The following is a 26,343-nucleotide window of genomic DNA, read 5'->3' on the forward strand; positions in this document are numbered from 1 at the left end:
CTAACGGTCGCCCGCGACTCAGAACAACTGCTGCAGCGGCTCCAGGGCGAAGTAGACGAGGAAGAGCACCGCGATGACCCACATGAGCGGGTGCACGTCGCGGCGGCGCCCGACGACCGACCGCAGCAGCACGTAGCTGATGACGCCGGCGCCGATGCCGTTGGTGATCGAGTAGGTGAACGGCATGAGGGCGATGGTGAGGAACGCCGGGATGACCAGGGACATGTCGTCCCACTCCAGGTTCCGGATCTGGCTGATCATCAGCGCGCCCACGATGACCAGCGCCGGCGCGGCGGCCTCGGACGGCACGATCTGCACCAGTGGGGTGAAGAGCATCGCGAGGAGGAAGAGCACGCCGGTCGCGACGCTGGCCAGGCCGGTCCGGGCGCCGTCGGCCACCCCGGCGGCGCTCTCGACGTAGGTGGTGTTGGAGGAGACGCTGCCCGCACCACCGGCGGCGGCGGCCAGGGAGTCGACCAGCAGCACCGGCTGGGACCGGGGCAGGTTGCGGTTCTCGTCCAGCAGGTCGCCCTCGGCGCCCACGGCGGTCACCGTGCCGACGGTGTCGAAGAAGTCGGCGATCATGATCGAGAAGACGATGAGCAGGGCGGCGATGACGCCGATCCGCTCGAAGCCGCCGAACAGCGAGAACTCGCCGACCAACGACAGGTCCGGCGCGCTGACGACCTCGTCGGGCCACCGCGGCAGCTGGAGCGCCCAGCCGCGCGGGTTCTCCTCACCGACGCGGACACCGATGTCGGCGACCTCCTCGATGACGATCGCCAGCACGGTGGAGACGACGATGCCGATGAGCAGCGCGCCCTTGACCCGGCGGACGACGAGCACGCTGGTGAGCAGGAGGCCGACGACGAAGACCAGCAGCGGCCACCCGGCCAACTGGCCCCCGACGCCGAAGCTGATCAGCGGCGTGCCGGGGCGGATGACCCCGGCGTCGGCCAGGCCGATGATGGTCAGGAAGAAGCCGATGCCCACCGCGATCGCCGTCTTCAGCTGCGGCGGGATGGCCTCGAACACCGCCCGCCGGAAGCCGGTCAGCACCAGCACCGTGATGAGCAGGCCCTCCAGCACGACCAGGCCCATGATCTCCGGCCAGGACAGCTGGGTGGCCGCGAAGACCGCGACGATCGCGTTGATGCCCAGCCCGGCCGCCACCGCGAACGGGTACCGGCCGACGACGCCCATGAGGATCGTCATGACGCCGGCGATGAGGGCGGTGACCGCGGCGACGGAGGCGAACGGCAGCGAGCCGCCGGTGACGTCGGTGCCGGACAGGATGATCGGGTTGAGGATGACGATGTAGGCCATCGTGAAGAACGTCGTCAGGCCACCACGCAGCTCCCGGGTCACCGTCGAGCGGCGGGCGCTGATCTCGAAGTAGCGGTCCAGCCCGTTCTTCGGCTTGACCCGGGGACCGCCACTGCGCCGCGCCGTACGGGCACCGGCGGCGACGTCGGCCGGTGTGTCTCCGGGGGCGCTGCTGCCCGTGGACGGGCCGGACTTCTCTGCCATGACGACTCCACGACGGGGGGCCGGGCGGGCGAGCGGCGGGGGAGCGCGCGCCGGCCGACCGGTGCGGTCTGCACTGAGCGGCGACAGAGTGCCACACGCACGTGCCGGCCGTGTGCAGGCAGGGGGCGCGGTACAGCGCCTAGGGTCGGGGTGTGCCCGGTCCGGCGAAACAGGCCCCGCCCCCGCTGCGGGTGGACACCGTCCGCGTCGTGCTGGCCGGGACGGCGGTGTGGGCGGTCGCGCTCGTCGTCCTCCTGCTGCTCGGGGACCGCGTCGACCGCGTGTGGACCTGGACCTGTGTCGCCGGCATCGCCCTCGCTGCCGCCGGTCTGGGCATCATGCGCTGGCAGGGCCAGCTCCGCCGACGGGACTGAGGGCGCACCGGGCCCACCGCGGGTCGTTCTCGCCGGGACACGGACAGCGGCTCAGCGGCGGTCGGGGACGGCCGTCGGTGGCGGTGTGGACCGGTCGCGGGGGTCCGCAGGACCTCCCGACCGGGACACGGGCAGCGGCTCAGCGGCGGTCGGGGACGGCCCTCGGCCGCGGTGTGGACCGGTCACGGGGGTCCGCAGGACCTCCCGACCGGGACACGGGCAGCGGCTCAGCGGCGGTCGGGGACGGCCGTCGGCCGCGGTGCGGTCCGGAGGACCGCGATGTCACAGCACGTCGAAGGCGCCGGTGTCGTAGCGGGCCGAGGTGACGACCTCGGTCGCCTCGTCGGCGACCAGCGTGGCCTGGCTGTGCGCGCCGCAGCCGTAGTCCACGGCCACCACGTGCCCGTCGGCGGGGGCGTAGACGTTGCCGCAGGCGCCGTAGCCGTGCCGGAGCGAGCCGGCCAGCGGGAGGAAGAACCCGCAGGTGCCGCAGGGGCCGGGCGCGTGCCGGGCCATCGCCGAGCCGGGACCGAACTCACCCGCACTCCACCGGGCTGCGGCCTCGCTGCGCCCCTCCCGGGACATGACCCGCTCGCGGCCGAGACCGATCTCGGCGGCGACGACGGCGCCCTCCGGGTCGTCGGCGGAGTCGTCGTCGGCCGTGTAGGCCGGGACCAGGCGGGGGTCGTCCTCCGTGGCGGGCAGGACGTCGCCGACCGAGAGGTCGCCCGGCCGGAGGCGCTCGTGCCACGGCACCCACGCCGGGGCGAGCAACGCCTGCTCCCCCGGCAGGAGGACGACCTCGTCGACGGTCACGGTCTCCTCACCGGGGACCCGGGCCAGCGTGACGGCCCAGTGCCAGCCGACGTAGCCGGGCAGCCGGCTGGCGAAGGAGTGGGTCACCACCTCGCCGAGCACCGCGGGGTCGGGGAGCTCGACGTCCGCGGCGGGCAGCTCGGGGACGGCGCCGAGGTGCTCACCGACGAGGTCCGGGGAGCCTGCGGTCTCGACCGCTGCCGCCCGGGCCTGCTCGACCGCCGCGGACAGCACGTCGTTCCCCGCCGCGGCGGGGTCGGTGAAGTCGACCACGTCGCCATTGTCCCTGACGCGGCCACCCCCGCGTCGGTGCGGGGGCGGTTCGCCGACCGACCGTCCGGACGGGTGCGGCACGATGGGCGGGTGCCCAGCTCCCGCCCGCCCGCGCCCCGGCGCGGCGTCCTGCGCGGGCGGCCGCTGCCGCCGGCGGCGGAGCGGATGGACACGGCCCCCATCGACGTCCCCCGGCCGGCGACCCGCCCGCTGCCGGAGGCGCAGGCCGGCGGGGGAGGCGCACAACCCCCGCCCGCGCTCCCGCCGGGGTCGCCCACCCCGCCCCCGACCGCGCCGCTGCCGCCGCGGAAGCTGACGGTGACCCGTGTGGCCGCGGTGCGGTCGCGGCAGCTGACCGGTGCGGCGGTGCGCCGGGTCCGCGCCGCGAGCCGGGCCGACGGCGCGGGCGAGAGCGGGCTCACGCACCTGCTGTGGGTCAACGCCCTGCACATGGCCGGCGACGCGATGGTCGCCGTCTCGCTGGCCGGCACGCTGTTCTTCGCCGCGACCACCGACGCCCAGCGCGGCAACGTGGCGCTCTACCTGCTGGTCACGATGGCGCCGTTCGCCGTCGTCGCCCCGGTGATCGGCCCGCTGCTGGACAGGCTGCAGCGCGGCCGCCGGTGGGCGATGGGCGCGAGCCTGTCCGGCCGCGCCGTCCTGGCGGTGGTCATGGCGGCGCACTTCGACGACTTCGTCCTCTACCCGGCGGCGCTCGGTGTGCTGGTGCTGTCCAAGGCGCACAACGTGCTGCGCGCCGCGGTGGTCCCCCGGGTGCTGCCGGGTGCGATGTCGCTCACCTCCGCCAACGCCCGGACGTCGGTGTTCGGGCTGCTCACCGCGGGGGTGTTCGGCGGCATCGGAGCCGGGCTGGCGTGGGCGCTGGGCTTCGAGTGGCTGCTGTACGCCACCGCGGCGGTCTTCGTCGTGGGCGCGGTGGCCGCGGTGCGGCTGCCCCACCACGTCGACGTCCCGGCCGGGGAGCAGCCCGCCGACGTGCTCACCACGGCCCCGCAGCCGGTGGCCACCGGCCGGCGGCGGCGTCCGGTCAGCCCGCACGTGGTCGTGGCGCTGCGCGCGAACGCGGCGCTGCGGGGACTGGGCGGATTCCTGACGATCTTCTCCGCCTTCCTGGTCCAGGCCACGGTCGACGGCGGGTGGCCGGCCACCCTCGCCCTCGGCGCGGTCGCGGGGGCCGCGGGCGTGGGCAGCGTCCTGGGCACGGCGGTCGGCTCCCGGCTGCACCGGGTCAGCCCCGACCCGATCGTGCTCTGGTCGGCCGGCACCGCGGCGGCGATCACCGTGCTGGCCGCCGTCTTCTACAGCCTGCCGATGGCCGCCGTCGTCGCCGGCGTGGCGGCGGTGACCAACGCGCTGGGCAAGGTGGCCCTCGACGCGATCATCCAGCGGGAGGTGCCCGAGAGCCTGCGCGCCTCGGCCTTCGCCCGGTCGGAGACCATGCTGCAGCTGTCCTGGGTGGTGGGCGGCGCCCTCGGCATCGCCCTGCCGCCCACCGGCTGGCTCGGCTTCACCGTGGCCGCCGCACTCCTGGTGCTCGCCGTCGGGCTCGTCCTGTGGGGTCCGCGCCGCCGCACCGCGGCCACCGCGGAGACGCCGACGTGGTCGCCGGGCGCGCCCGACGCGGCCCCGGGACGGCAGCCGTGAGGCGGGCGGCCGGCCTGGCCGCCGGCGTCCTCCTGCTCGCCGGCTGCGGCTCGGAGCCCAGCGGCCCCGAGGAGGTCGAGGTCGTGGCGGGAGCACGGCAGGTCAGCGTCTCGCCGACCCAGTCCTGCCTGGACGGCGAGGGGCAGCGCTACTCGACCACGCCGCCGATCCTCGAGGTCTCCCCCGACACGACGATCCGGCTGACCGTGCCGGACTCGGTCGCCGAGCGGGGCTGGAGCGTGCAGGTCTTCGACGAGCAGCTGGAGGAGCAGCTCGGTGAGGTCGACGTCGACCGCGGCGAGACGGTCTTCGACGGGATCAACAGCTCCGACGTCGTCCCGCCCGCCTTCTACCTGGTGGTCGTGGAGGACGCGGGCGAGGACTGCGCGGGGTTCAGCGGGGCGTGGCCCGTGGGCTTCCTGCGCGCCGGCGGCGCCACCGGCGGGACGGCATCACCCGACCCCGCCGGCTGATCAGACCCCGCACGGCCCGCGACGGCCCCGTCCCGGGTACCGCCCGAGCCCGCCGAGGGTGGGGAGGACTGGGTCCTCCCGCGAGACGGGAGTGGCCCGTCCTCAGTGCTCCAGGTCCGTGGCGACCGCGCGGAGCACCGCGGCGACCTTGCGGGCCACCGCCTTGTCCGGGTGCCGGCCGCGGCGCAGGCCGTTGGAGACGTCGTCGAGCAGCTTGATGAGGTCCTCGATGATCGGGACCAGCTCGTCGGGCTTCTTGCGGGTCCGCTCCGCGTGTGCCGCGGCCACCGACGGCAGCGGATCGAGGATGCGCACCTGCAGCGCCTGGTCACCGCGCCGTCCGGCGACGATGCCGAACTCCACCCGCTGGCCCGGCTTGAGCTCGCTGGTGCCGGCCGGCAGCGCGTCCTTGTGCACGAAGACGTCGGGACCGTCCTCGCGGGAGAGGAAGCCGAAACCCTTCTCCGGGTTGAACCACTTGACTCTGCCGGTGGGCACGTTGATCTCTCAGTCGGTCGCGGACGGACCCGGCACCGGGCCGGGAGGACGGGCGCGGTACGGGGACCGCTGCCTGCCAGATTAGTCGGCGCGACCGCCGTCCTCCCCGCCCTTTCCCCCGCGTCCTGGCCGGGGCCGCGCCGAGGACGGCGGCGGCCGCCACCGCCGTCGTCGTCCCCGTGGCCGCAGCCGCGCCGGCCGGGGTGCTCAGCCCTCGCTGACGACGCCCTCGACGACTCCCAGCCGGTCGAGCAGGATCAGGAAGACCGCCGCGAAGTCGTTGCTCTCGACCTCCCGGCGGACCCGCGCCCAGTCGACCTGCTCGCGCAGCGCGCGGGCCACCGGCAGCAGCCGCGAGTAGTCGCAGTAGTGCTCGTCGAGGGCCATCAGCTTGGTGACCACGATGTCGGTGGCCTCCAGGACCGGCATGTGCACCGACAGCACCGGCAACTCCTCGGCGCGGTCGATGAGGTCCATCTCCACCGGGATCCCGCAGGTGCGCCACAGGACGTCGACGAACGAGTTGCCCTGGACGACCTTGGTCAGCCAGTCCTCGGCGGGGTCGACGACCTCCAGGCCGGCGTCGGCCAGCACCTTGGCCGCCCGCTCGGACTCCGCGGCCGGGACGAGGAAGTCCGCGTCGTGGTCGGGCTCCGGTGCCCCGCGGACCCATGCCGCGTAGCCCCCGCAGAGGGCGAAGGGCACGTCGCCCTGCTTGAGCGCCACGGCGGTGCGCTTGAGGAGGTCACGGATCTCGTCGCGGTCGTCTGGCAGCACGCCGTACCTGCTACCCGGCGTCCCGTGCTCGGAACGTGCCCGTGTGGACGGCGCCGGTCGGGGCACTGGAGGTCCGTGCGGATCGCGACGTTCAACATCCTCCACGGCCGCTCCCCCGTCGACGACCGCGTCGACGTCGAGCGGCTGGCCGCGGCGGTGAAGTCCCTGGACGCCGACGTCCTCGGGCTGCAGGAGGTCGACCGCGACCAGCCGCGGTCGATGGGCGCGGACCTGACGGCGGTCGCAGCCGAGGCGATGGGCGCGGTGGACTCCCAGTTCGTGGCGGCGCTGCACGGCACGCCCGGGGGCACCTGGATGGCGGCCACCGGCGAGGAGCAGCCCGGGTCCGCGACCTACGGCATCGCCCTGCTGTCGCGCTACCCGGTCGTGTCGTGGCGGGTCGTGCGGCTGCCGGCGCTGCGCAGCCGGGTGCCGGTGTGGTTCCGCGGGACGCCGCGTCCGAAGCTGGTCGGCGACGAGCCGCGGGTCGCCGTCGCCGCCGTCCTCGACGGGCCGTCGGGCCAGTTCACCGTCTGCAACACCCACCTGTCGTTCGTCCCCGGCTGGGGGGCGCTGCAGCTGTCGAAGCTGGTCCGCTCGCTGACCGGCACCCACGAACCGCTGCTCCTCATGGGCGACCTGAACATGCAGGCCCCGCAGGCGGTGCGGCTGTCGGGGCTCCAGCCCCTGGGCCGGGCCGCGACCTTCCCGGTGGACGCCCCGACCCGGCAGCTGGACCACGTGCTGGCCCGGGGCCCGGTCGTCGCGACCGGGCCGGCCGAGGCGGTGCGGCTGCCCCTGTCGGACCACCGCGCCCTCGTCGTCCCCGTGCGGACCGGGACGGCACCGGCATGACGACGAGCCGCCCGGCCCCGTCCCGGGTCCCGCCCTGAGCTCGCGGAGGGTGGGGAGGACGGGGTCGTTCCTCAGGCGTTCCTGATGGCCGCGGCGGCCTGCAGGCCGAGCTCCTCGACCGAGACCTCACGCATCTCGACCTTGCGGACCTTGCCGGTGACCGTCATCGGGAAGGCGTCGACGATCTTCACGTAGCGCGGGATCTTGTAGTGGGCGAGCTTGCCGCCGCAGAACTCGCGCAGCGCCTCCGCCGTCAGCGGCTCGGCACCCTCCCGCAGCCGCACCCAGGCCATGAGCTCCTCCCCGAACCGCTCGTCGGGGACGCCGATGACCTGCGCGTCGATGATGTCGGGGTGGGTGTAGAGGAACTCCTCGACCTCCCGCGGGTACACGTTCTCCCCGCCGCGGATGACCATGTCCTTGATCCGGCCGACGATGTTGAGGTAGCCCTCGGCGTCCATGACCGCGAGGTCCCCGGTGTGCATCCAGCGGGCGGCGTCGATGACCTCGGCGGTCTTCTCCGGCTCCTCCCAGTAGCCGAGCATCACCGAGTAGCCGCGGGTGCAGAACTCCCCCGGCGTCCCGCGCGGCACCGTGAGCCCGGTCTCGGGGTCGATGACCTTGACCTCCAGGTGCGGGTGCACCCGGCCGACGGTGGAGGTGCGCCGGTCCAGGTCGTCGTCGGCGCCGGTCTGGGTGGAGACCGGGGAGGTCTCGGTCATGCCGTAGCAGATGGTCACCTCGGTCATGCCCATCTCGGCGACCACCCGCTTCATCACCTCGACCGGGCACGGGGAGCCGGCCATGATGCCGGTCCGCAGGCTGGACAGGTCGTAGCTGCCGAAGTCGGGCAGCGCGAGCTCGGCGATGAACATCGTCGGGACGCCGTACAGCGAGGTGCACCGCTCCTCCTGCACCGCCTTCAGCGTCAGTGCGGGGTCGAAGCCGGGTGCGGGGATGACCATCGTCGCGCCGTGGGAGGTGGCCGCGAGGTTGCCCATGCCCATGCCGAAGCAGTGGTAGTAGGGCACCGGGATGCAGATCCGGTCGGCCTCGGTGTAGCCGCAGCCCTCGCCCACGAAGAACGCGTTGTTGAGCAGGTTGTGGTGGGTGAGCGTGGCGCCCTTGGGGAAGCCCGTCGTCCCCGACGTGTACTGGATGTTGATGGGGTCGTCGGCCGACAGCTGGGTCTCCCGCTCGGCGAGCAGGCCGCGGTCGCCGGCCCGGCCGGTGGCCACCAGCTGCTCCCACTCCGGGGAGCCCAGGAAGACGACCTCCCGCAGGTCGGGGCACTGCCCGCGGACCTCGTCCACCATGGCCCGGTAGTCGCTGGTCCTGAACTCCGGTGCGCTCACCAGCACCGAGATGCCGGCCTGCTGGAGCACGTAGGCCAGCTCGTGGGTGCGGTAGGCCGGGTTGATGTTGACCAGGATCGCGCCGAGCCTGGCGGTGGCGTACTGGACGAACGCCCACTCCGCGCAGTTCGGCGCCCAGATGCCGACGCGGTCGCCCTTGGCCACGCCGAGGGCGTCCAGGCCGAGGGCGACCGCGTCGACCTCCGCGACGAACTGCGGGTAGGTGAACCGGCGACCCGTGGCGCACTCGACCAGCGCCTCGTGGTCGCCCACCCGCGCCGCCGTCCGGTCGAGGTTCGCCCCGATCGTGTCCCCGAGGAGGGGGACGGTGGAGGTGCCACTGCTGTAGGACGGCAGCGCGGGAGTGCTCATCCCTACTCGCCTGCCATGACGCCGGCCCGGTTGGGCTTGTCGGTCGGGTGCGCGTACCGGAGGCGGCTCGGCGGCAGCGGGAAGTCGTGGTCCTCGCCGAAGGGGTTGAGCGGGCCGGCCGGCTCGGCGGTGAACTCCGTCAGCGGCGGGCCGCCGCTGTCGGACTGGCCCCAGGTGGGCTCCACCAGGTGAGCGTGCTTGGTCTTCCGCTTGGCCATGTCGCCGATCGCCTCCGTTGCCGTCTGGTGCGTGCACCTCGCGGTGCCGCGTCGCTGGACATCTTCTCGGAAGCGGTACCCAGAACGCACGCACTACGCCACCGCGGGGTCGGTCAGCGGCGCCGGACCGCCCGGGCCCCGTACACCGTGGGCACGCCGTCGGCGGTCAGCACCCACTCCCGGGGACCCACCGGCGCGGCCCGCACGACGGCGTCGTGCAGGTGCTGGACCGCTCGCGTACGCCAGACCGTGGTGCTCTCCAGGCGCAGCCGCACCGGCTCGGCCAGCGGGTCGGTCTCGTCGTAGCCCTCCGGCTCGAAGGCCAGGACCGCCGGACCGGCGATCCGGAGCACGCCGGTCTGCCAGGGCACCGTCTGCAGCGCCCGCCGCCAGCGGCGGTGCCGCAGCAGCGCCCCGCCCCCGGCGACGGCGGCGACGGTGCCCGAGATCACCAGGACGACGACGACCAGGCCGACGCCGGGCACCCCTGCACCGCGGTCCCGGGCGATGCTGACCGCCGCGGCACCGAGCAGCACCCCGAGGACGACGGCGATCCCCCCGCCGACCAGCCAGCGCAGCGCCCCGGCCTGGTAGCCGGTCAGTGCGGTGCCGGTCTGCGGGTCCTCGGCTGCCGGGTGCACGCGGTCATGCTGGCGCAGCTGCCGGGGACGCGGCGGCACCGGGTGGCGCCGGCGACGTAACTTTGACCGGATGTCTGCCGACCGCCCGGCCACGCTGGCCGCCTGGCTGCGCACCCGCAGCGACGAGCAGCTCGGCGCGTTGCTGGCCGCCCGCCCCGACGTGGCCCGGCCGGCGCCGTCCGACGTCGTGGCGCTGGCCAGCCGGCTGGCGGTCCCCGTCTCGGTCGACCGCGCCCTCGACGAGCTGGACGCCGCGACGCTGCAGGTGCTCGACGTGGTCCTGCTCGCCGGCACCGACGGCGTGGACGCCGCGGACCTGCCCGCCGCGCTGCCCGAGGTCCCCGACGACGTGCTGGCCGCCGCTTTGGAGCGGCTGGCGACGCGGGCCCTGCTGTGGGGCGACGACGTCCTGCACGCGCCGGACCCCGTGCGCCGCGCGGTCCGGTACCCGGCCGGCCTGGGCCGCCGTGCGAGCGAGCTGCGGCTGGCGCTGCCCGCGGACCTGCCCCGGGCGATCGGCGAGCTGTCCGCCGAGGAGCGCGGGGTCCTGGAGCGGCTGGCCGGCGACCGGCCGGTCGGCCACCTCCCCGACAGCACCGGCAACGGCGCCTCCCCCGCGCGCCGGCTGGTGCAGCAGGGCCTGCTGGCCCGGATCGACGCGCTCAACGTGGAGCTGCCGCGGGAGATCGGCCTGCTGCTGCGCGGCGACCGCCCCTACGGCGCCCCGCGGGTGCGCCCCGAGCCGGCCGTCGTCGCGCGGGACCCCGCGGTCGTGGACCGGCAGGCGGCCGGCGCGGCGATGGAGTCGGTCGGCCGGGTCGGCGAGCTGCTCGTGCTGCTCGAGGAGGAACCGGCGGGGCTGCTGCGCAGCGGCGGGGTCGCCGTCCGCGACCAGAAGCGGCTGGCCCGTGCCCTGCACGTGTCCGAGCCCGAGGCCGGCTGGCTCCTGGAGCTGGCGCACGTCGCGGGCCTGCTGGACGTCGGCGGGCCGCACCGCGACGAGTGGCTGCCCACCCGCGCCTACGACCTGTGGCGCGAGCAGGACCTCCCCGACCGGTGGGCCACGCTGGCCGGGGGCTGGCTGGACGCCGTCCGGCTGCCCTCGCTGGCCGGGCAGCGCGACGTCAACGGCAAGGCGGTCAACGCGCTCTCCCCCGACCTGGTCCGGCACACCGCCCCGGCGATCCGGCGCTCGGCGCTGTCGGCGCTGGGCGAGTACCCGCGCGGCAGCGGCGTGGCCCCCGACGACCTGGTCGCGCTGCTGCGCTGGCGCACCCCGCGGCGGGCCGACCGGCTGGCGCCGGTCCCCGACCTGCTCACCGAGGGGGCCCGGCTCGGCGTCCTGGTCGGCGGGGTGCTGTCCACCGGCGGCCGTGGGCTGCTGGCCGCCGGGGAGGACGGCGCCGCCGACGGCATGCGGGGGCTGCTGCCCGAGCCGGTCGACCACGTGCTGGCCCAGCCCGACCTCTCGCTGGTGGCGCCCGGCCCGCTGGTCGCCGAGCTCGCCGACACCCTCGCCGTCGTCGCCGACGTGGAGTCCTCCGGCGGCGCGACGGTGTTCCGGGTGTCGGAGGGCAGTGTCCGCCGGGCGCTGGACGCCGGCTGGTCGGCCACCGACTTGCACGAGTTCTTCGCCCGCGCCTCGCGCACCCCGGTGCCGCAGGCGCTGGACTACCTGGTCGACGACGTCGCGCGCCAGCACGGCCGGCTGCGGGTGGGCGCCATCGAGAGCTACGTGCGCTCCGACGACCACGGGCTGCTGTCCCAGGTGCTCAACGACCGGCGGACCGCGGGGGCCGAACTGCGCCGTCTGGCTCCCGGCGTCCTGGTCAGCGGGCTGGGCGCCGACGAGGTGCTCACCGTGCTCCGCGAGGCCGGCTACGCCCCCGCCGGCGAGTCGCCGGGCGGCACCGTCCTCACCCGCCCCCCCGCCCGGCCACGCGCCGCGGGGCGCCGTCCCGGGGGCACGACCGCCGCCGCACCCCGGCCGCTGACCGGTGACGAGATGGCCGCCACCGTGCGGGAGATCCGCGCCGGGGACGCCGCGCTGGCCGCCCGGCGCGGCGAGGCGGTGCGCCAGGTGCCCGGGGTGACCACCGCCGGCACCCTGGAGCTGCTGTCCCGCGCGGTCCGCGAGGGCGTGCCGGTGTGGCTGGGCTACGTCGACGCGCAGGGCAGCGGGAGCCAGCGCGTGGTGCAACCGGTGTCACTGGCCGGCGGTTTCCTGCAGGGGTACGACGAGCGGCGGGGCGAGAGCCGCACCTTCGCCGTCCACCGGATCACGTCGGTGGCGCTGGTCGAGGACGAGGAGCCCGCCGCGTCCTCGTGACCTGCGCGTGAACCGCTTGATCATCCGCGGGTTCGACGGCCACCCTGCCTGCCCATGGGGAGCGAGGAGAGCACCGCCACCGCCCTGGTCACGGTCCTGCAGAGGGTCCTGGGCGTCGAGGAGGTGCCCGTCCGGCTGCGCGCCTGGGACGGCTCGGTGGCCGGACCCGAGGGGGCGCCGGTGGTGGCCGTCCGGTCCCCGCGGGCGCTGCGGCGGCTGGCCTGGTCGCCGGGCGAGCTCGGCCTGGGGCGCGCCTACGTCGCCGGTGAGCTCGACATGGAGGGCGACGTCTTCGCCACCCTGGAGGCGCTGACCTCGGCGGGGCGGCTGGCCACGCGCGAGGCGGTCCCCCGCCCGACCGTGCGGGAGCGCCTGGACCTGCTCGGCACCGCCGCCCGGCTCGGCGCCCTCGGCCCCGCGCCCGCGCCGCCGCCGGAGGAGGTGCGCCTGCGCCGGTTCGGACGCCGGCACTCCCGCGCCCGTGACGCCGCCGCGATCACCCACCACTACGACGTCAGCAACGACTTCTACCGGATGGTGCTGGGCCCGACGATGGTCTACTCCTGCGCGGTCTGGGAGTCCCCGGCCACGGGGCTCGACGCCGCCCAGGAGGCCAAGCTCGACCTGGTCTGCCGCAAGCTCGACCTCTCCCCCGGAGCCCGGCTGCTCGACGTCGGCTGCGGCTGGGGCAGCCTCGCGCTGCACGCCGCGCAGCGGTACGGGGCCACCGCCGTCGGGATCACCCTCTCCCGGGCCCAGGCCGATCTCGCCCGCGCGCGGGTCGCCGAGGCGGGGCTGTCGGACCGGGTCGAGATCCGGGTCCAGGACTACCGCGACGTCTCCGACGGGCCCTTCGACGCGGTCAGCTCGATCGGCATGGCCGAGCACGTCGGCGCGGCCGGCATGCGTGGGTACGTCGGCGCACTGCGCGACCTGCTGCGCCCGGGTGGCCGGCTGCTCAACCACGCCATCGCCTGGAACGACGAGGCGACCGCGGGCTGGGACCCGGACACCTTCATCACCCGGTTCGTCTTCCCCGACGGGGAGCTGCTCAGCCTGGCCGGCACGGTCACCGCCGTGGAGGCCGGCGGCCTGGAGGTGCTCGACGTCGAGGCGCTGCGCCGGCACTACGCGCTGACGCTGCGCTCCTGGGTCGAGCGGCTGGAGAAGCACTGGGACGCCGCCGTCGCGGCCAGCTCCGAGGGGCGCGCCCGGGTCTGGCGGCTGTACATGGCCGCCAGCGCGCTGGCCTTCGAGCGCGGGGTCATGGGCGTCAACCAGGTGCTGGTGCGACGTCCCGGCGGGGACGAGGCACCGCTGCGGCTGCGCGACTGGCGCTGACCGGCCGGACGGCGGGCGGCTGGTGCCGGCGCTCGTCGTCAGGCGCCGCGGGCGAGGGCGCGCGCGAGGTCCTGCTCGATGTCGCGGGCGGTCAGGGCCAGGGCTGCGACCAGGTGCGGCAGCTTCTCCTCGGAGAACCGGACCGTGGGCAGCGACACCGAGAGCGCGGCCTCGGCCCGGCCGCCGTCGAGCCGCAGGGCCCGCCCGATCGCCGTGAGGCCGGTCTCGGTGCGGCCGGCGTTGATGGCGAACCCGCGTTCCCGGACCGTGCGCAGCTCCCGGCGCAGCGCCGCGAGGTCCGGCCGCTCGCCGGGACGGTCCGCCCACTTCTCCTCGGCGTAGAAGGCGTCGAGCTGCTCGTCGGGCAGGTCGGCCAGCATGAGCTTGCCGCCGGAGGTGAGGTGGGCGGGGAAGACCATGCCCTCGCGGTCGCCCACGCGCAGGGCCTGCTTGCACTCCACCGACCCGATGAAGCGCACGTGGTCCCCGGCGAGGATCAGCAGGTTCGCCGTCTCCTCCACCCGCTCCACCAGCGCCTCCAGGTGCGGCAGGGCGAGGGTGCGCAGCAGCGCGGTGCGCGACTGGGAGTGCGCGCCGAGGGAGAGCACCGGCCCGGCCACGTAGCGCCGGTCGCCGTCCTGTGCGGCGAAGTCGCGGTAGACCAGCATCGCCAGCAGCCGGTGGGCGGTGGAGCGGGCCACGCCGAGCCGCTCGGCCGCCTCGCTGACGCTGAGCGAGCCCTCGACCTGCAGGGCGGTCGCCAGCTGCAGCGCGTGGTCGACGCTGGCGATCGCGTACGACGGCCGGTTCTTCACATCAGAATTGTATGGGCGTGCTGCAGAACGCAACGGACCCTGGACGGTGACGGCTCGCCCGCGCTGCGGTCCTCCGCGCCCCCGCGGGTAGGCCACAGACCAGGGCCGACCCCCCTGTCCACCGGACCACGCCGTATCGGAGGAATGCCCGTCATGACCCAGCAACTCACCTCCCCGGTCTCGCTGACCGCGGTCGACGCGCCCGGCCAGCCGACCCCGTCCCCGGCGCTGGAGGAGCTGTACCGCGGCTTCGAGCGCGAGCTGCTGGTCCCGCTGTGGACCGAGATCGGCGACCTGATGCCGGCACACCCCCGCTCCAAGGCGGTACCGCACGTGTGGCGGTGGTCCCACCTGCTGGAGCTGGCCGACCAGGCCGGCCACCTGGTGCCGGTCGGCCGCGGCGGCGAGCGCCGCGCGATCGCGCTGGCCAACCCGGCGCTGGGCGGCAAGCCGTACGCCACCCCGACCCTGTGGGCGGCGATCCAGTACCTGATGCCGGGTGAGGACGCCCCCGAGCACCGGCACACCCAGCACGCGTTCCGCTTCGTCGTCGAGGGCGAGGGCGTGTGGACCGTGGTGGGCCGCGACCCGGTGCCGATGAACCGCGGGGACTTCCTGCCGCAGGCCGGGTGGAACTGGCACGCCCACCACAACGCCGCCGAGAAGCCGATGGCCTGGATCGACGGGCTGGACATCCCGTTCCAGTACGCCACCGAGTCGCAGTTCTTCGAGTTCGGCCGCGAGCAGATCAGCGACGCCGAGCGGACCACGCCCGAGCGGTCCCGCTCCCAGCGGCTGTGGGGCCACCCCGGCCTGCGCCCGGTGTCCGCCCCCGGTGCCACGCCGGGCACGCCGCTGCTGAACTACCGGTGGGTCGACACCGACGCCGCGCTGACCGACCAGCTGGACCTGGAGGCTGAGGGGCACCCCGGGGTCGTCGAGCCCGGCCACGCCGCGGTCCGCTACACCAACCCCACCACCGGCGGCGACGTCCTGCCGACCATCCGCGCCGAGATGCACCGCGTCCGCGCCGGGGCGGAGACCGCGCCGCGGCGGGAGGCCGGCTCCTCGGTCTACCAGGTCTTCGACGGCACCGGCACGGTCACCGTGGGCGGGGCCTCCTGGCGGGTGCAGCGCGGCGACCTGTTCGTCGTCCCCTCCTGGGAGCCGTTGTCGGTGCGCTCGGAGGCCTCGGCGTCGGACTCGGACTCCGGCGCGCTGGACCTGTTCCGGTTCAGCGACACCCCGGTCCTCGAGGCCCTGCACCTGGACCGCGTGCACGTGGAGGGCACCCGATGAAGCTGGCCACCATCCGCACCCTGGACGAGCGGACGCGCGCGGTCCGCGTCGACGACGACCACCTCGTGGACCTGGGGGCCACCGACCTCGGTGCGTTCCTGGCCACCCCCGGCTGGCAGGAGCGGGCCGCGGCCGCGACCGAGCGGGTGGCCGAGGTGCGCGGTGCGGTCTACGCCCCCGTCGTCCCCCGCCCGGGCAAGGTCGTCTGCGTCGGGCTGAACTACCGCAACCACATCCTGGAGATGGGCCGGGACCTGCCGGAGTACCCGACGCTGTTCTCCAAGTACGCCGACACCCTCATCGGCGCGACCGACGACATCGTCAAGCCCCCGGAGACCACCGAGTTCGACTGGGAGTGCGAGCTCGCGCTGGTCATCGGCGCACCGGTCCGCCGGGCGAGGGGCACGCAGGCCGAGGCCGCGATCGCCGGTTTCGCGGTGCTCAACGACATCACCTGCCGCGACTGGCAGTTCCGCACCCGCGAGTGGCTGCAGGGCAAGAACTGGGAGGCCACCACCCCGTTGGGCCCGTACCTGGTCACCCCCGACGAGCTGCCCGGCGGCGTCCGCCCGACGCTGGAGATCAGCACCCGCATCGACGGCGAGACCGTGCAGAAGGACACCACCGGCGACCTGCTGTTCGACCCGGTCGCCCTGGTCGAGTACGTCTCCACCATGATCACGCTGCGCCCCGGTGACGTGATCGCCACCGGCACCCCCGGCGGCGTCGGCCACGCCCGCAAGCCGGCCCGCTACCTGAGCGCCGGGCAGGTCGTGACCACCGAGATCGCCGGCCTCGGTCGATGCGAGAACACCGTGGTCGACGACCTGGTCGCCCGGGAGGCGTCGTCGTGAGCGACGTCGACGTCCTGGTCGTCGGCGGGGGCATCGGCGGCCTGGCCAACGCCCTCGCGCTGACGCGGAAGGGGCTGCGGGTGCGCGTCCTGGAACGCGCCCCCGAGTTCGGCGAGGTCGGGGCCGGCCTGCAGATCGCGCCCAACTGCACCCGGATCCTGGACTCCTGGGGCCTGCTCGACGAGGTGCTCCGCCTCGGTGTGCAACCGGAGAACCTCGTCATGAGGGACGCCCTCGACGGCTCGGTGCTCACCCGCCTGGACCTCGCCGACGCCCGGCAGCGCTACGGCTCCCCGTACGTGGTCATCCACCGCAGCGACCTGCACGGCACCCTGCTGCGGGCCTGCCGCGCCGCCGGGGTCGACCTGGTCAACAACGCCGCGGTGACCGCCTACGAGCACGTGGACGACGGGGTGGCCGTCGTCCACCAGGGCGGTCGCGAGGTCGCTCCCGTGGTCATCGCCGCCGACGGCCTGTACTCGGTGGCGCGGCCGATGATCAGCGACGACCAGCCGGTGAGCTCGGCGTACGTGGCCTACCGGGGGGCCATCCCCGCCGAGCAGGTCGCGCAGATGGACGTCTCGATGTCCGACGTCGTGGTCTATGTCGGGCCGCACTGCCACTTCGTGCAGTACCCGCTGCGGCAGGGCGAGATGTTCAACCAGGTGGCGGTGTTCCGGTCGCCCAAGGCCCTGGCCGGCCAGGAGGACTGGGGCACGCCCGACGAGCTCGACGCGGCCTTCGCCGGCACCTGCGACCAGGTCCGGGCGGGCCTGCCGCTGATGTGGCGCGACCGCTGGTGGCGGATGTTCGACCGCGAGCCGATCATGGACTGGGTCCAGGGCCGGCTGGTCCTGACCGGGGACGCCGCCCACCCGCCGCTGCAGTACCTGGCGCAGGGCGCGGTCATGGCCATCGAGGACGCGTGGGTCCTCTCCGAGCACGTCGGCGCACAACTGGCGGCGGGCAGCCCGGACTGGGACGCCGCGCTGGCGGCGTACAACGCGGTGCGGCCGGAGCACTGCCGGCGGGTGCTCACCACCGCCCGTGCGTGGGGCGAGCTGTGGCACCTCACCGACGGCCCGCGGCTGTCCCGCAACGAGTTGCTCCGCCGCCGTGACGTGCACGACTACTCGTTCGTCGACTGGCTGTACGGGCCGACCGCCCTGACACCGGACCAGGAGCCGCCGATGTTCACGCCGCAGCCGCTGGAGGTGCCGGCCGGCGCCTGAGGCGACAGGGCGGGCGCGTCGGCGGGCGCGGTCACCACGGTCGACGGCGGGAAGGTCCCGACGCCGGGCGTGGTTGTCTTGGCGGTGGTCCTCCGCGACCCCGTCCCCCCTGCTGACCGCGCCCGTCGGCAGGACGCCTGCTGCCGGAAGGTATCCGTGAACGACGGACCCCTCATCGTCCAGTCGGACAAGACCCTGCTGCTCGAGGTCGACCACCCGCTCGCGCGCGACTGCCGGGCGGCGATCGCCCCGTTCGCCGAGCTGGAGCGCTCCCCCGAGCACGTGCACACCTACCGGGTCACCCCGCTCGCGCTGTGGAACGCCCGCGCCGCCGGCCACGACGCCGAGCAGGTCGTCGACGCCCTCGTGCGCTACTCCCGCTACCCGGTGCCGCACGCGCTGCTGGTCGACGTCGCCGACACCATGGACCGCTTCGGCCGGCTGACCCTGGCCAACAACCCGGTGCACGGGCTGGTGCTGACCACGTCCGACCGCGCGGTCCTCGAGGAGGTCATCCGCTCGAAGCGGGTGGCCCCGATGCTCGGCGCGCGGATCGACCAGGACACCGTCGTCGTCCACCCGTCCGAGCGCGGCCGGCTCAAGCAGGCCCTGCTCAAGGTCGGCTGGCCGGCGGAGGACCTCGCCGGCTACGTCGACGGCCAGGCCCACCCGATCGAGCTGGACCAGAGCGGCTGGCACCTGCGGGACTACCAGCAGGAGGCCGTGGACGGCTTCTGGGCCGGCGGCTCGGGCGTCGTCGTCCTGCCCTGCGGGGCGGGCAAGACGCTGGTCGGCGCCGCCGCGATGGCCGAGGCGAAGGCGACCACGCTGATCCTCGTCACCAACACCGTCGCCGGGCGGCAGTGGAAGCGCGAGCTGATCGCGCGCACGTCGCTGACCGAGGACGAGATCGGCGAGTACTCCGGGGAGCGCAAGGAGATCCGCCCGGTCACCATCGCGACCTACCAGGTGATCACCACACGCCGGAAGGGCGAGTACCGGCACCTGGACCTGTTCGACGCGCAGGACTGGGGCCTGATCGTCTACGACGAGGTGCACCTGCTGCCCGCGCCGATCTTCCGCCTGACCGCCGACCTGCAGTCGCGTCGCCGGCTGGGGCTGACCGCCACGCTGGTGCGCGAGGACGGCCGGGAGGACGACGTCTTCTCCCTCATCGGCCCGAAGCGCTACGACGCCCCGTGGCGCGACATCGAGGCGCAGGGCTACATCGCGCCGGCCGAGTGCATCGAGGTCCGGGTCTCCCTGGACGACGAGGAGCGCATGACCTACGCGGTCGCCGAACCCGAGGAGCGCTACCGGATCGCGGCGACCGCGTCGTCGAAGCTGCCGGTGATCCGGCGGGTGCTGGCGCGCCACCCCGACGAGCAGAAGCTCGTCATCGGCGCCTACCTCGACCAGCTCGAGGAGCTCGGCCAGGCCCTCGACGCCCCCGTCATCCAGGGCTCGACGACCAACAAGGAGCGCGAGCGGCTGTTCGACGCCTTCCGGGCCGGGGAGCTGAAGACCCTCGTGGTGTCCAAGGTCGCCAACTTCTCCATCGACCTGCCCGAGGCGGCCGTCGCCGTGCAGGTGTCGGGCACGTTCGGCTCGCGGCAGGAGGAGGCTCAGCGGCTCGGCCGGGTGCTCCGTCCCAAGGCCGACGGCCGGCAGGCGCACTTCTACACCGTGGTCAGCCGCGACACCCTCGACAGCGAGTACGCCGCCCACCGGCAGCGGTTCCTCGCCGAGCAGGGCTACGCGTACACGATCGTCGACGCCGCCGACCTGGCCGGCCCGGGCGAGGTCAACGGCCCCGACTGGGTGGACGAGCCGGCCGACTGAGCCCGACGAGGGCTCGACCGCGCGGCGCGGTTCAGCGGGGGGACGGCGTCCGGCCGCGGTGCGGCCCGGAGGAGCGCCGGGTCACCACCCAGGCGGCGATCTCGGCGCGGGACCGGAAGCCCAGCCGGGTGAGGATCTGCTCGACGTGGGACTCCGCCGTCCGCGGTGAGATGACCAGCCGGGCGGCGATCTCCCGGTCGGTCAGCCCCTGCGCCACCAGGCCGGCCACCTCCAGCTGACGGCGGGTGAGCGGTCCGGACGGCGGGGCCGGGGGTGGTGCGGCGTCCACGGCCTCGCCGAGCGCGAGCGCCACCGCCGCCGCCCGGTCCAGGGCGCTGCCCTCCGCGTACCCCGCGGCCCACCGCCGCGCGCCGAGGGTGCGTCGGGCGGCCTGCCGCCAGCGGTCGTCCACCGCGGTCAGCGGCGCCGGGAGCCGCGCCGGGATCGACCGCCACACCGCGTCGGCGGCGCCGGCCAGCCGCGCGGCCGCGTCGCCGTCCCCACGCGCGGCCGCGGCCCAGCCGAGCGCCGCCACGCACAGCGCGGTGCCGCTGCGGTCGTCGACCTCCCGCATGAGCCGCAGCGCCTCCTCCCCGAGCACGGTCGCCGCGGCCGGGTCCCCCGCGGCCAGCCGCCCCAGGCCGCGCCCCCACAGCGCGTGCGAGCGGGTCCACGGGTCGGCTGCCGTGCGCAGGCTCGTCCCGAACGCCGTGTCGGCGGCGGCGAGGTCGCCGGCGAGGAGGGCGACGATGCCGATGTCGGCCCAGCAGAACGCCGCGGTCCCCTCGCCGGCCGCCACGGCCTCCCGGAGCAGGCGGTCGGCGGAGGCGAGGTCGCCGCGGAAGAGCGCCGCCTGGCCGAGGTACTGGGTGCCCAGTGCCGCGACGGCCGGCAGGCCGAGCACCACCGCCACCCGTCGCCCCTCCTCCAGCAACGGGACGGCGGCCTCGGGGTCGGTCCCGACCAGCGCGAGGTAGCCGGCGACCACCAGTCCCCGTGCCCGCTCCGGGCAGGCGTCGGGCACCGCGCGCAGCAGCAGGTCCAGCCAGTGCCGGCCCTCGCCGAGGTGACCGCGGGTGGCCCAGTACAGCCAGGCGTCGGCCGCCACGGCGAGGCCGGCCCGCGCCTCTCCCGGCGTCCGCAGGCAGTACTCCAGGGCCGCGGCCAGCTCGGGGTGGACGGCGGCCAGCCGGTCGAACGCCGTGACCTGCGCCGGCCCGAGGAACTCCGCCGCCGCCCCCGCGACCCGGCCGGCGCACCAGTCCCGGTGCCGCCGTCGCACGCGGTCGGCCTCCCCGGAGTCCCCGAGCAGTTCCCGGCCGAACGCCCGCACCGTCTCCAGCATCCGGAACGCCGTCCCGCCGCCGATCCGGTCGACGTCGAGCAGCGACGCCTCCACCAGCCGGGTCAGGGTGTCGAGCACGTCGCCGGCGGGCAGCTCGGCGTCCGCGCACACCGCCTCGGCCGCGGTCAGCTCGAACCCCGCGGCGAACACCGAGGCGCGCCGCCACAGCAGCCGCTCCGGGGCGCCGAGGAGGTCCGCGCTCCAGGCCATCGTCGCGCGCAGCGTGCGGTGCCGGTCCGGACCCGCCGGCCCGGACCGGCGCAACAGGCCGAACCGGTCGTCGAGCCGGTCGAGCAGCTGGACGGCGGTGAGCGCGCGCAGCCGGACGGCGGCCAGCTCGAGGGCGAGCGGGATGCCGTCGAGGCGCCGGCACAGCTCGGCGAGGGCGGGGTCGTCGGCGGGGGTGAGTTCCAGGCCGGGGACCGCCGCCGCGGCCCGCTGCCGGAGGAGCGCGATCGCGTCCGCTGCGGCCAGCGGCGGTACCGCGCACAGCGCCTCGCCGGGAACGTCGAGCGGCGTCCGGCTGGTGGCCAGGACCGACAGTCCGGGGCAGGCGCCGGTGAGCGCGTCGACCAGCACCGCGGCGGCGTCGCGCAGGTGCTCGCAGTTGTCGAGGACCAGCAGCAGCCGCCGCTCGCCCAGCACCTCGGCCAGCGAGGCGGGCAGCCAGCGGCCGGTGGAGTCGCGGACGTCGAAGGCGGCGGCGACCTGCGCGGCCGCCAGCGCCGGGTCGGCGACCGCGGTGAGGTCGGCCAGCGCGACGCCGTCCGGGAAGGACCGGCCGGACTCGGCCGCGGCCCGGAGCGCCAGCCGGGTCTTGCCCACCCCGCCCGGACCCACCAGCGTGACCAGCCGGGACTCGGCGAGCAGCGCCCGGAGGCGACCCAGCTCCGCCCGCCGGCCGACGAAGGAGCTGCGCTCCGCGGGCAGCCGGTGCCCGGGAGCGGGGGCTCCCCGCCGCGCCATGGCCGGGACCGTAACGGCGGAGTACGGGTCCGCGGCAGTACCCGTACCGCCGTCCGTAGGTCTCCCGGTGTGCCGGGGACGCCGTCGCGGGATCGTGCCCGCGTGGTCGACCGACGGCACGGCGGAACGGGCCTGTACCTGGTGGAGGTCCGCAGCTGCCCGCCGTCGGCGGACGACGCGGTGGAGATGCACCGCGCGCTGTCCCGGGCGGTGACCCGGCTCGGCTCGGCGGGGACGGCGGTCCGCTGGTGCGCCGCGTGGCTCCTCCCCGGCGAGGGCCGGTGCCTGTGCCTGGTGCAGGCCGCCCGGGAGGCCGACGTCGTCCGGGCCCTCGACCTCGCCGCCGTTACCACCGCGTCGGTCTCCCCCGCCCGCGCGCTCGGCGAGCCGACCGTCCTCCGAACCGGAAGAAGGTCCTGACATGTCCGCTCTCGACGACGGCCGGGGCACCCCCGTACCCACGGTCCCCCGCACCGGCGACACCACCGGCGGCGGCCGGCGCGGCTGGGTGGCCCGCCGCCCCGTGACCGCCTTCCTGCTCGTCGCACTCCCCCTGGGATGGGCGGTCCTCAGCGTGCCCGCGCTCACCTACCACGGCCTGCTGCCGGGAGGGCAGCTCCCCGTCGAGGTCTTCGCCCTGGCGCTCACCGTCCTGGTGATGCTCCCCGCCGCCGTCTGGGTGGTCTCCGTCGCGGAGGGCCGCGCCGGCGTGCGGCGGCTGTTCGCGCGCACGTTCCGGTGGCGGTTCGGCCTCGGCTGGTGGGTCGCGGTGCTGCTCGGCGTGCCGGTCGGGACCCTCGTCCTGGGCCTGGCGCTCGACCGGACCCTGGAGACCGCGGACCTGCCCTCGGTCCTGCTGGGCGGCACGCTGTCCGCCCTCCTGCCCCTGTTCCTGGTGAACCTGTGGGAGGAGACCGTCTGGGCCGGTTTCGTGCAGGTCCACCTCGAGCGCCGGCACGGTCTCGTGGCGGCGGCCGCACTGACCGGCGTGGCCTTCGCGGCCATCCACGTCCCCATGTCGTTCGCCGGGGAGTTCACCGCGTCCTCGGTGCTGGGCGACCTGGGGTTCCTGCTGGTCGTCGCGCTGCTGTTCCGCCTGCTGGTCGGGGTCGTCCTGCGCGGGACGGCCGGCAGCGTGCTCGCCGTCGCGGTGCTGCACGCCGTGTGGAACGCCAGCAACAGCGAGGACTCGATCATCGACGACCTGCTGTCCGGGGGGCAGCCGGTGGTGCTCGCCGTGCTGGCCGTCGCCCTCGTCACGGCGCTCACCGCGCCTCTGGTCCGGGGCCGCGGCACCACGGAGCAGCAGGAGGCCGGCGCGCCGTCCGTCCCCGCCCGGTGAGGCCCCCGCGCGACGCCCGGCCCACGCGGTCAGCCCTCCACCCGGACCGGGAGCAGGTCGGATCGATGTCCGCCACCCATCCCCGGCGGCCCGCCGCCGCCTCACCCGGCGGCCTGCGCGACCGGGTCGCGCGGCGCCCGCTGACCGCCTTCCTCGTGCTGCTGTGCGGCCTGGGGTGGCCGCTGATGTCGGTCCCGGCGCTCACCGCGCACGGGGTCCTCCCCGGCGGCCCCCTGCCCCAGGAGCCGTTCGCCCTCGGGACGACGCTGGTGGTGATGCTGCCCGCGGCCCTGTGGGTCACCGCGGTCGCCGACGGTTCCGGAGCCGTCCGGGCCCTGCTCCGCCGCGCGGTCCGGTGGCGCTTCGGTGTCGGCTGGTGGGCCGCGGTGCTGCTGGGCCTGCCGGTGCTCACCCTCGCCGTCGGTGCGGCCGTGGGAGCGGACCTGGAGACCGGGGACCTGCCCGCCACGCTGGGCCGGGGGGTCCTCTCCGTGCTGACCGCGGTGCTGCTGGTGCACCTGTGGGAGGAGACGGTCTGGGCGGGCTTCTTCCAGGGGCGGCTGGAGCAGCGGTACGGCTTCCTGCCGGCCGCGGCGCTCACCGCCGTCCCGTTCGCCGGCGTCCACCTGCCGCTGTCCTTCGTCGGCGACGTGGCGCCCGGCCGGCTCGCGCTCTCGATCGGCGGGCTGTTCGTGCTGGGCGCGCTGCTGCGTCCCCTGGTCGGTGCCACGGTCCGCGGCGCCGGGGGGAGCCTGCTGGCGGCCGGGCTCGTGCACGCGACGTTCAACGCCGCCAACAACCAGGGGAACGTCGCCGACGACCTGCTCCGCGGTGGCCGGCCCTCGCTGTACGCGGTCGTCGCCGCGGTGCTGTTCACCGCCGGCGCGCTCCTCGCGCTGCGGAGCCGGCGCTGAGTCGGAGCCGTGCCGGGTCCGGCACGCGGGCCCGCACGGGCTCGTCGTCGTACCAAGAGGGGTCCGCGCCGCTCCGCACCCGGCCGGCAGCACGGGACGGGGTCGCCCGGGTGGCCGGTCCGCCGACCCGGGTCGAGGTGGGTGCGGCGACGAGCGACCCGCGCGGGCAGCCACCGACGCGGGGCTGCCGGCCGTCGCGCCGTCCCGACGCGAGGGACCGGTGGGGTCGACGGGACGGAACGGCTCGTCCGCACGAGGAGACGATCGCCACAGCACCGGGGACCCGAGGACATCGGTGCAGGTCAACGGGGTGCGCGCCGGTGCCATACGTCGGCGGCGGGACGGCGCGCGGGAGGGGCCCGGTTGGGCGTGTCGCCGCCCCGCCCGTGAAGATGGGTCCCGACATGGGGAGTGCAGCACGAGCGGAGGCCGCGGGCCCGCAGACGACCAGCCGACCGCTCCGGGCGTGGCAGCAGGCCGCGCTCGCCAGCTACGAGGAGAGCTCCCCCAAGGACTTCCTGGTCACCGCGACCCCGGGTGCGGGCAAGACGACGTTCGCCCTGACCCTCGCCGCGCGGCTGCTGGCCCGCCGCGAGGTCGCCCGGGTCATCGTCGTCTGCCCCACCGACCACCTGCGGCTGCAGTGGGCCGACGCCGCCGACCGGATGGGCATCGTCCTGGACCCGGGCCTGACCAACGCCGTCGGCCCGGTGCGCGCCGGCACCCAGGGCTACGTGACCACCTACGCGCAGGTCGCGGGCAAGCCGATGCTGCACGCCGCCCGCGCGACCGCGGTCAAGACGCTGGTCGTCCTCGACGAGGTGCACCACGCCGGTGACGGCCTCTCCTGGGGTGAGGCGGTCGAGGAGGCCTACGGTCGCGCCGCCCGACGGTTGTGCCTGACCGGGACCCCGTTCCGCACCAAGCCCGACGAGCGCATCCCCTTCGTCCGCTACGAGGAGGACGGCTTCGAGGGCGACGACGGCGAGGGCGGCATGGGCCTGGTCAGCCGCGCCGACTACACCTACGGCTACAAGGAGGCCCTGGCCGACAACGTCGTCCGCCCGGTGGTCTTCGCCGCCTACACCGGCACCTCGCGCTGGCGGAACTCCGCCGGCGAGGTCGTCGCGGCGTCGCTGTCGGAGGCCGGCACCCGCTCGGTGGAGATGCAGGCCTGGCGCACCGCGCTGGACCCCAAGGGCCAGTGGGTGCCGCACGTCATCGCCGCGATGGACGACCGCATCACCCACCTGCGCGAGGCGGGTGGCATGCCCGACGCCGCGGGGCTGATCCTCGCCAGCGACCAGGACGACGCCCGCGCCTACGCCAAGATCGTCCGCCGGGTCACCGGCAGGGCGGCCGAGCTGATCCTGTCCGACGACCCCAAGGCGTCGAAGAAGATCGAACGCTTCGCCACCGGGTCGGCGCGGATCGCCGTCTGCGTCCGGATGATCTCCGAGGGCGTCGACGTCCCGCGGGCCGCCGTCCTCGCCTGGATGACCTCCTACCGGACGCCGCTGTTCTTCGCCCAGGCCGTCGGCCGCGTCGTCCGCTCCCGCGCGCCGCACGAGTCGGCCACCGTCTTCCTCCCCGCCGTCCGGCCGCTGCTGGGCCTGGCCGCGTCGATGGAGGAGCAGCGCAACCACGTCATGCCGCCACCGAAGACGGTGCAGGGCGACGAGCTCGACCTCGAACCGCTGCCGCCCAAGGAGCGCGAGGTCGGCGACACCGTCAAGCAGTTCGAGGCCCTGGAGGCCGACGCCCGGTTCGCCCACGTGCTGCACGGCGGCACGGCGCACACCGGCGAGGGGCGGCCGCCGACGGTGCAGCCGGAGGACGAGGACTTCCTCGGCATCCCCGGTCTGCTCACCGCCGAGCAGACGGCGTCGCTGCTGGCCAAGCGGGACGACGAGCTGCGGCTGCGGATCGCCCAGCGGGCCCACCACGAGGACGACGACGCCGGGCTCCTCCCCGTCGAGGACCACCCCGAGGAGGACGACGCCGGCCGCTCCTGGCGCGACGCGGCCGAGCTGCGGCGGGAGATCAACCGGCTGGTGAGCCGGGTCGCCGCCCGCACCTCGCAGCCGCACGCGGTGGTGCACACCCAGCTGCGCCAGTCGGTGCCCGGACCACCGTCGGCGTCGGCGTCGGTCGACGTCCTCCGCGCCCGCCGGGAGCGCCTCCGGACGATGCTCTGACCGGGCAGCTCCGCGGACG

General features: G+C 75.4%; 23 protein-coding genes. 14 read left to right on the forward strand and 9 right to left on the reverse strand.

Going from position 1 to position 26,343, the window contains the following annotated elements:
- Positions 1–18: 18 nt before the first annotated feature.
- On the reverse strand, positions 19–1,530 hold the full coding sequence (locus tag ACI78V_RS08845; protein WP_456850470.1) for an NCS2 family permease: 1,512 nt from the start codon (positions 1,528–1,530) through the stop codon (positions 19–21).
- A gap of 152 nt (positions 1,531–1,682) precedes the next feature.
- Between ACI78V_RS08845 and ACI78V_RS08850 the strand changes: the two genes are divergently transcribed.
- Positions 1,683–1,904, forward strand: coding sequence for a DUF2530 domain-containing protein (locus tag ACI78V_RS08850; protein WP_456850471.1), 222 nt, complete (start codon positions 1,683–1,685; stop codon positions 1,902–1,904).
- A gap of 282 nt (positions 1,905–2,186) precedes the next feature.
- Here the strand turns inward: ACI78V_RS08850 and ACI78V_RS08855 are convergent, their stop codons facing one another.
- Positions 2,187–2,993, reverse strand: a complete 807-nt coding sequence (locus ACI78V_RS08855) for a DUF3027 domain-containing protein (RefSeq protein WP_456850472.1) — start codon at positions 2,991–2,993, stop codon at positions 2,187–2,189.
- Between the two features lie 90 nt (positions 2,994–3,083).
- Here ACI78V_RS08855 and ACI78V_RS08860 point away from each other — a divergent pair, with 90 nt between their 5' ends.
- On the forward strand, positions 3,084–4,658 hold the full coding sequence (locus ACI78V_RS08860) for an MFS transporter (RefSeq protein WP_456850473.1): 1,575 nt from the start codon (positions 3,084–3,086) through the stop codon (positions 4,656–4,658).
- Complete coding sequence (locus ACI78V_RS08865; RefSeq protein WP_456850474.1) at positions 4,655–5,131, forward strand: DUF2771 family protein; 477 nt, start codon at positions 4,655–4,657, stop codon at positions 5,129–5,131. The genes ACI78V_RS08860 and ACI78V_RS08865 overlap by 4 nt, the downstream gene beginning before the upstream one ends.
- Before the next feature lie 102 nt (positions 5,132–5,233).
- Here ACI78V_RS08865 and ACI78V_RS08870 read toward each other — a convergent pair whose 3' ends face one another.
- Positions 5,234–5,629 (reverse strand): cold-shock protein, encoded by a 396-nt coding sequence (locus ACI78V_RS08870; protein ID WP_456850475.1) that lies wholly within the window; start codon positions 5,627–5,629, stop codon positions 5,234–5,236.
- A 207-nt stretch (positions 5,630–5,836) separates the two neighbouring features.
- Positions 5,837–6,406, reverse strand: coding sequence for a hypothetical protein (locus ACI78V_RS08875; protein ID WP_456850476.1), 570 nt, complete (start codon positions 6,404–6,406; stop codon positions 5,837–5,839).
- Positions 6,407–6,481: 75 nt separating this feature from the next.
- Here ACI78V_RS08875 and ACI78V_RS08880 point away from each other — a divergent pair, with 75 nt between their 5' ends.
- Positions 6,482–7,261 (forward strand): endonuclease/exonuclease/phosphatase family protein, encoded by a 780-nt coding sequence (locus ACI78V_RS08880; protein WP_456850477.1) that lies wholly within the window; start codon positions 6,482–6,484, stop codon positions 7,259–7,261.
- Between the two features lie 71 nt (positions 7,262–7,332).
- Here ACI78V_RS08880 and ACI78V_RS08885 read toward each other — a convergent pair whose 3' ends face one another.
- The 3 genes from ACI78V_RS08885 to ACI78V_RS08895 all read right to left on the reverse strand — a co-directional run bounded on the left by ACI78V_RS08885 (position 7,333) and on the right by ACI78V_RS08895 (position 9,847).
- Positions 7,333–8,988 (reverse strand): AMP-binding protein, encoded by a 1,656-nt coding sequence (locus ACI78V_RS08885; protein WP_456850478.1) that lies wholly within the window; start codon positions 8,986–8,988, stop codon positions 7,333–7,335.
- A 2-nt stretch (positions 8,989–8,990) separates the two neighbouring features.
- The gene (locus ACI78V_RS08890; protein WP_456850479.1) at positions 8,991–9,206 is read right to left on the reverse strand and encodes a hypothetical protein; all 216 of its coding nucleotides are present in this window, start codon (positions 9,204–9,206) and stop codon (positions 8,991–8,993) included.
- A 113-nt stretch (positions 9,207–9,319) separates the two neighbouring features.
- Positions 9,320–9,847: a hypothetical protein gene (locus ACI78V_RS08895; protein ID WP_456850480.1), complete on the reverse strand. Its 528-nt coding sequence runs from the start codon at positions 9,845–9,847 to the stop codon at positions 9,320–9,322.
- Positions 9,848–9,917: 70 nt separating this feature from the next.
- Between ACI78V_RS08895 and ACI78V_RS08900 the strand changes: the two genes are divergently transcribed.
- Together ACI78V_RS08900 and ACI78V_RS08905 are read left to right on the forward strand one after the other, a co-directional pair.
- Positions 9,918–12,176: a helicase-associated domain-containing protein gene (locus ACI78V_RS08900; protein ID WP_456850481.1), complete on the forward strand. Its 2,259-nt coding sequence runs from the start codon at positions 9,918–9,920 to the stop codon at positions 12,174–12,176.
- A 54-nt stretch (positions 12,177–12,230) separates the two neighbouring features.
- Positions 12,231–13,517: a class I SAM-dependent methyltransferase gene (locus ACI78V_RS08905; protein ID WP_456850482.1), complete on the forward strand. Its 1,287-nt coding sequence runs from the start codon at positions 12,231–12,233 to the stop codon at positions 13,515–13,517.
- Between the two features lie 38 nt (positions 13,518–13,555).
- Here ACI78V_RS08905 and ACI78V_RS08910 read toward each other — a convergent pair whose 3' ends face one another.
- The gene (locus ACI78V_RS08910) at positions 13,556–14,332 is read right to left on the reverse strand and encodes an IclR family transcriptional regulator (protein ID WP_456850483.1); all 777 of its coding nucleotides are present in this window, start codon (positions 14,330–14,332) and stop codon (positions 13,556–13,558) included.
- Between the two features lie 153 nt (positions 14,333–14,485).
- Between ACI78V_RS08910 and ACI78V_RS08915 the strand changes: the two genes are divergently transcribed.
- From ACI78V_RS08915 to ACI78V_RS08930, 4 genes are all read left to right on the forward strand, one after another.
- Entirely contained in the window at positions 14,486–15,631 is a 1,146-nt protein-coding gene (locus ACI78V_RS08915) for a cupin domain-containing protein (RefSeq protein ID WP_456850484.1), read from the forward strand.
- A complete protein-coding gene (locus ACI78V_RS08920; protein ID WP_456850485.1) occupies positions 15,628–16,485 on the forward strand; it encodes a fumarylacetoacetate hydrolase family protein in 858 nt (285 codons plus the stop codon). Before ACI78V_RS08915 ends, ACI78V_RS08920 begins: the two co-directional genes overlap by 4 nt.
- Positions 16,482–17,717, forward strand: a complete 1,236-nt coding sequence (locus ACI78V_RS08925) for an FAD-dependent oxidoreductase (RefSeq protein ID WP_456850486.1) — start codon at positions 16,482–16,484, stop codon at positions 17,715–17,717. Before ACI78V_RS08920 ends, ACI78V_RS08925 begins: the two co-directional genes overlap by 4 nt.
- A gap of 156 nt (positions 17,718–17,873) precedes the next feature.
- Entirely contained in the window at positions 17,874–19,559 is a 1,686-nt protein-coding gene (locus ACI78V_RS08930; protein ID WP_456850487.1) for a DNA repair helicase XPB, read from the forward strand.
- A 31-nt stretch (positions 19,560–19,590) separates the two neighbouring features.
- Here the strand turns inward: ACI78V_RS08930 and ACI78V_RS08935 are convergent, their stop codons facing one another.
- A complete protein-coding gene (locus tag ACI78V_RS08935) occupies positions 19,591–21,870 on the reverse strand; it encodes an ATP-binding protein (protein WP_456850488.1) in 2,280 nt (759 codons plus the stop codon).
- Positions 21,871–21,972: 102 nt separating this feature from the next.
- Between ACI78V_RS08935 and ACI78V_RS08940 the strand changes: the two genes are divergently transcribed.
- The 4 genes from ACI78V_RS08940 to ACI78V_RS08955 all read left to right on the forward strand — a co-directional run bounded on the left by ACI78V_RS08940 (position 21,973) and on the right by ACI78V_RS08955 (position 26,324).
- Positions 21,973–22,290, forward strand: a complete 318-nt coding sequence (locus ACI78V_RS08940) for a hypothetical protein (protein WP_456850489.1) — start codon at positions 21,973–21,975, stop codon at positions 22,288–22,290.
- A 1-nt stretch (position 22,291) separates the two neighbouring features.
- Complete coding sequence (locus ACI78V_RS08945; RefSeq protein WP_456850490.1) at positions 22,292–23,212, forward strand: CPBP family intramembrane glutamic endopeptidase; 921 nt, start codon at positions 22,292–22,294, stop codon at positions 23,210–23,212.
- Positions 23,213–23,277: 65 nt separating this feature from the next.
- A complete protein-coding gene (locus ACI78V_RS08950) occupies positions 23,278–24,126 on the forward strand; it encodes a CPBP family intramembrane glutamic endopeptidase (protein ID WP_456850491.1) in 849 nt (282 codons plus the stop codon).
- Positions 24,127–24,530: 404 nt separating this feature from the next.
- The gene (locus ACI78V_RS08955; protein ID WP_456850492.1) at positions 24,531–26,324 is read left to right on the forward strand and encodes a DEAD/DEAH box helicase; all 1,794 of its coding nucleotides are present in this window, start codon (positions 24,531–24,533) and stop codon (positions 26,322–26,324) included.
- The last annotated feature ends 19 nt before the right edge of the window (positions 26,325–26,343 follow it).

Source organism: Geodermatophilus sp. SYSU D00742 (assembly GCF_054049935.1).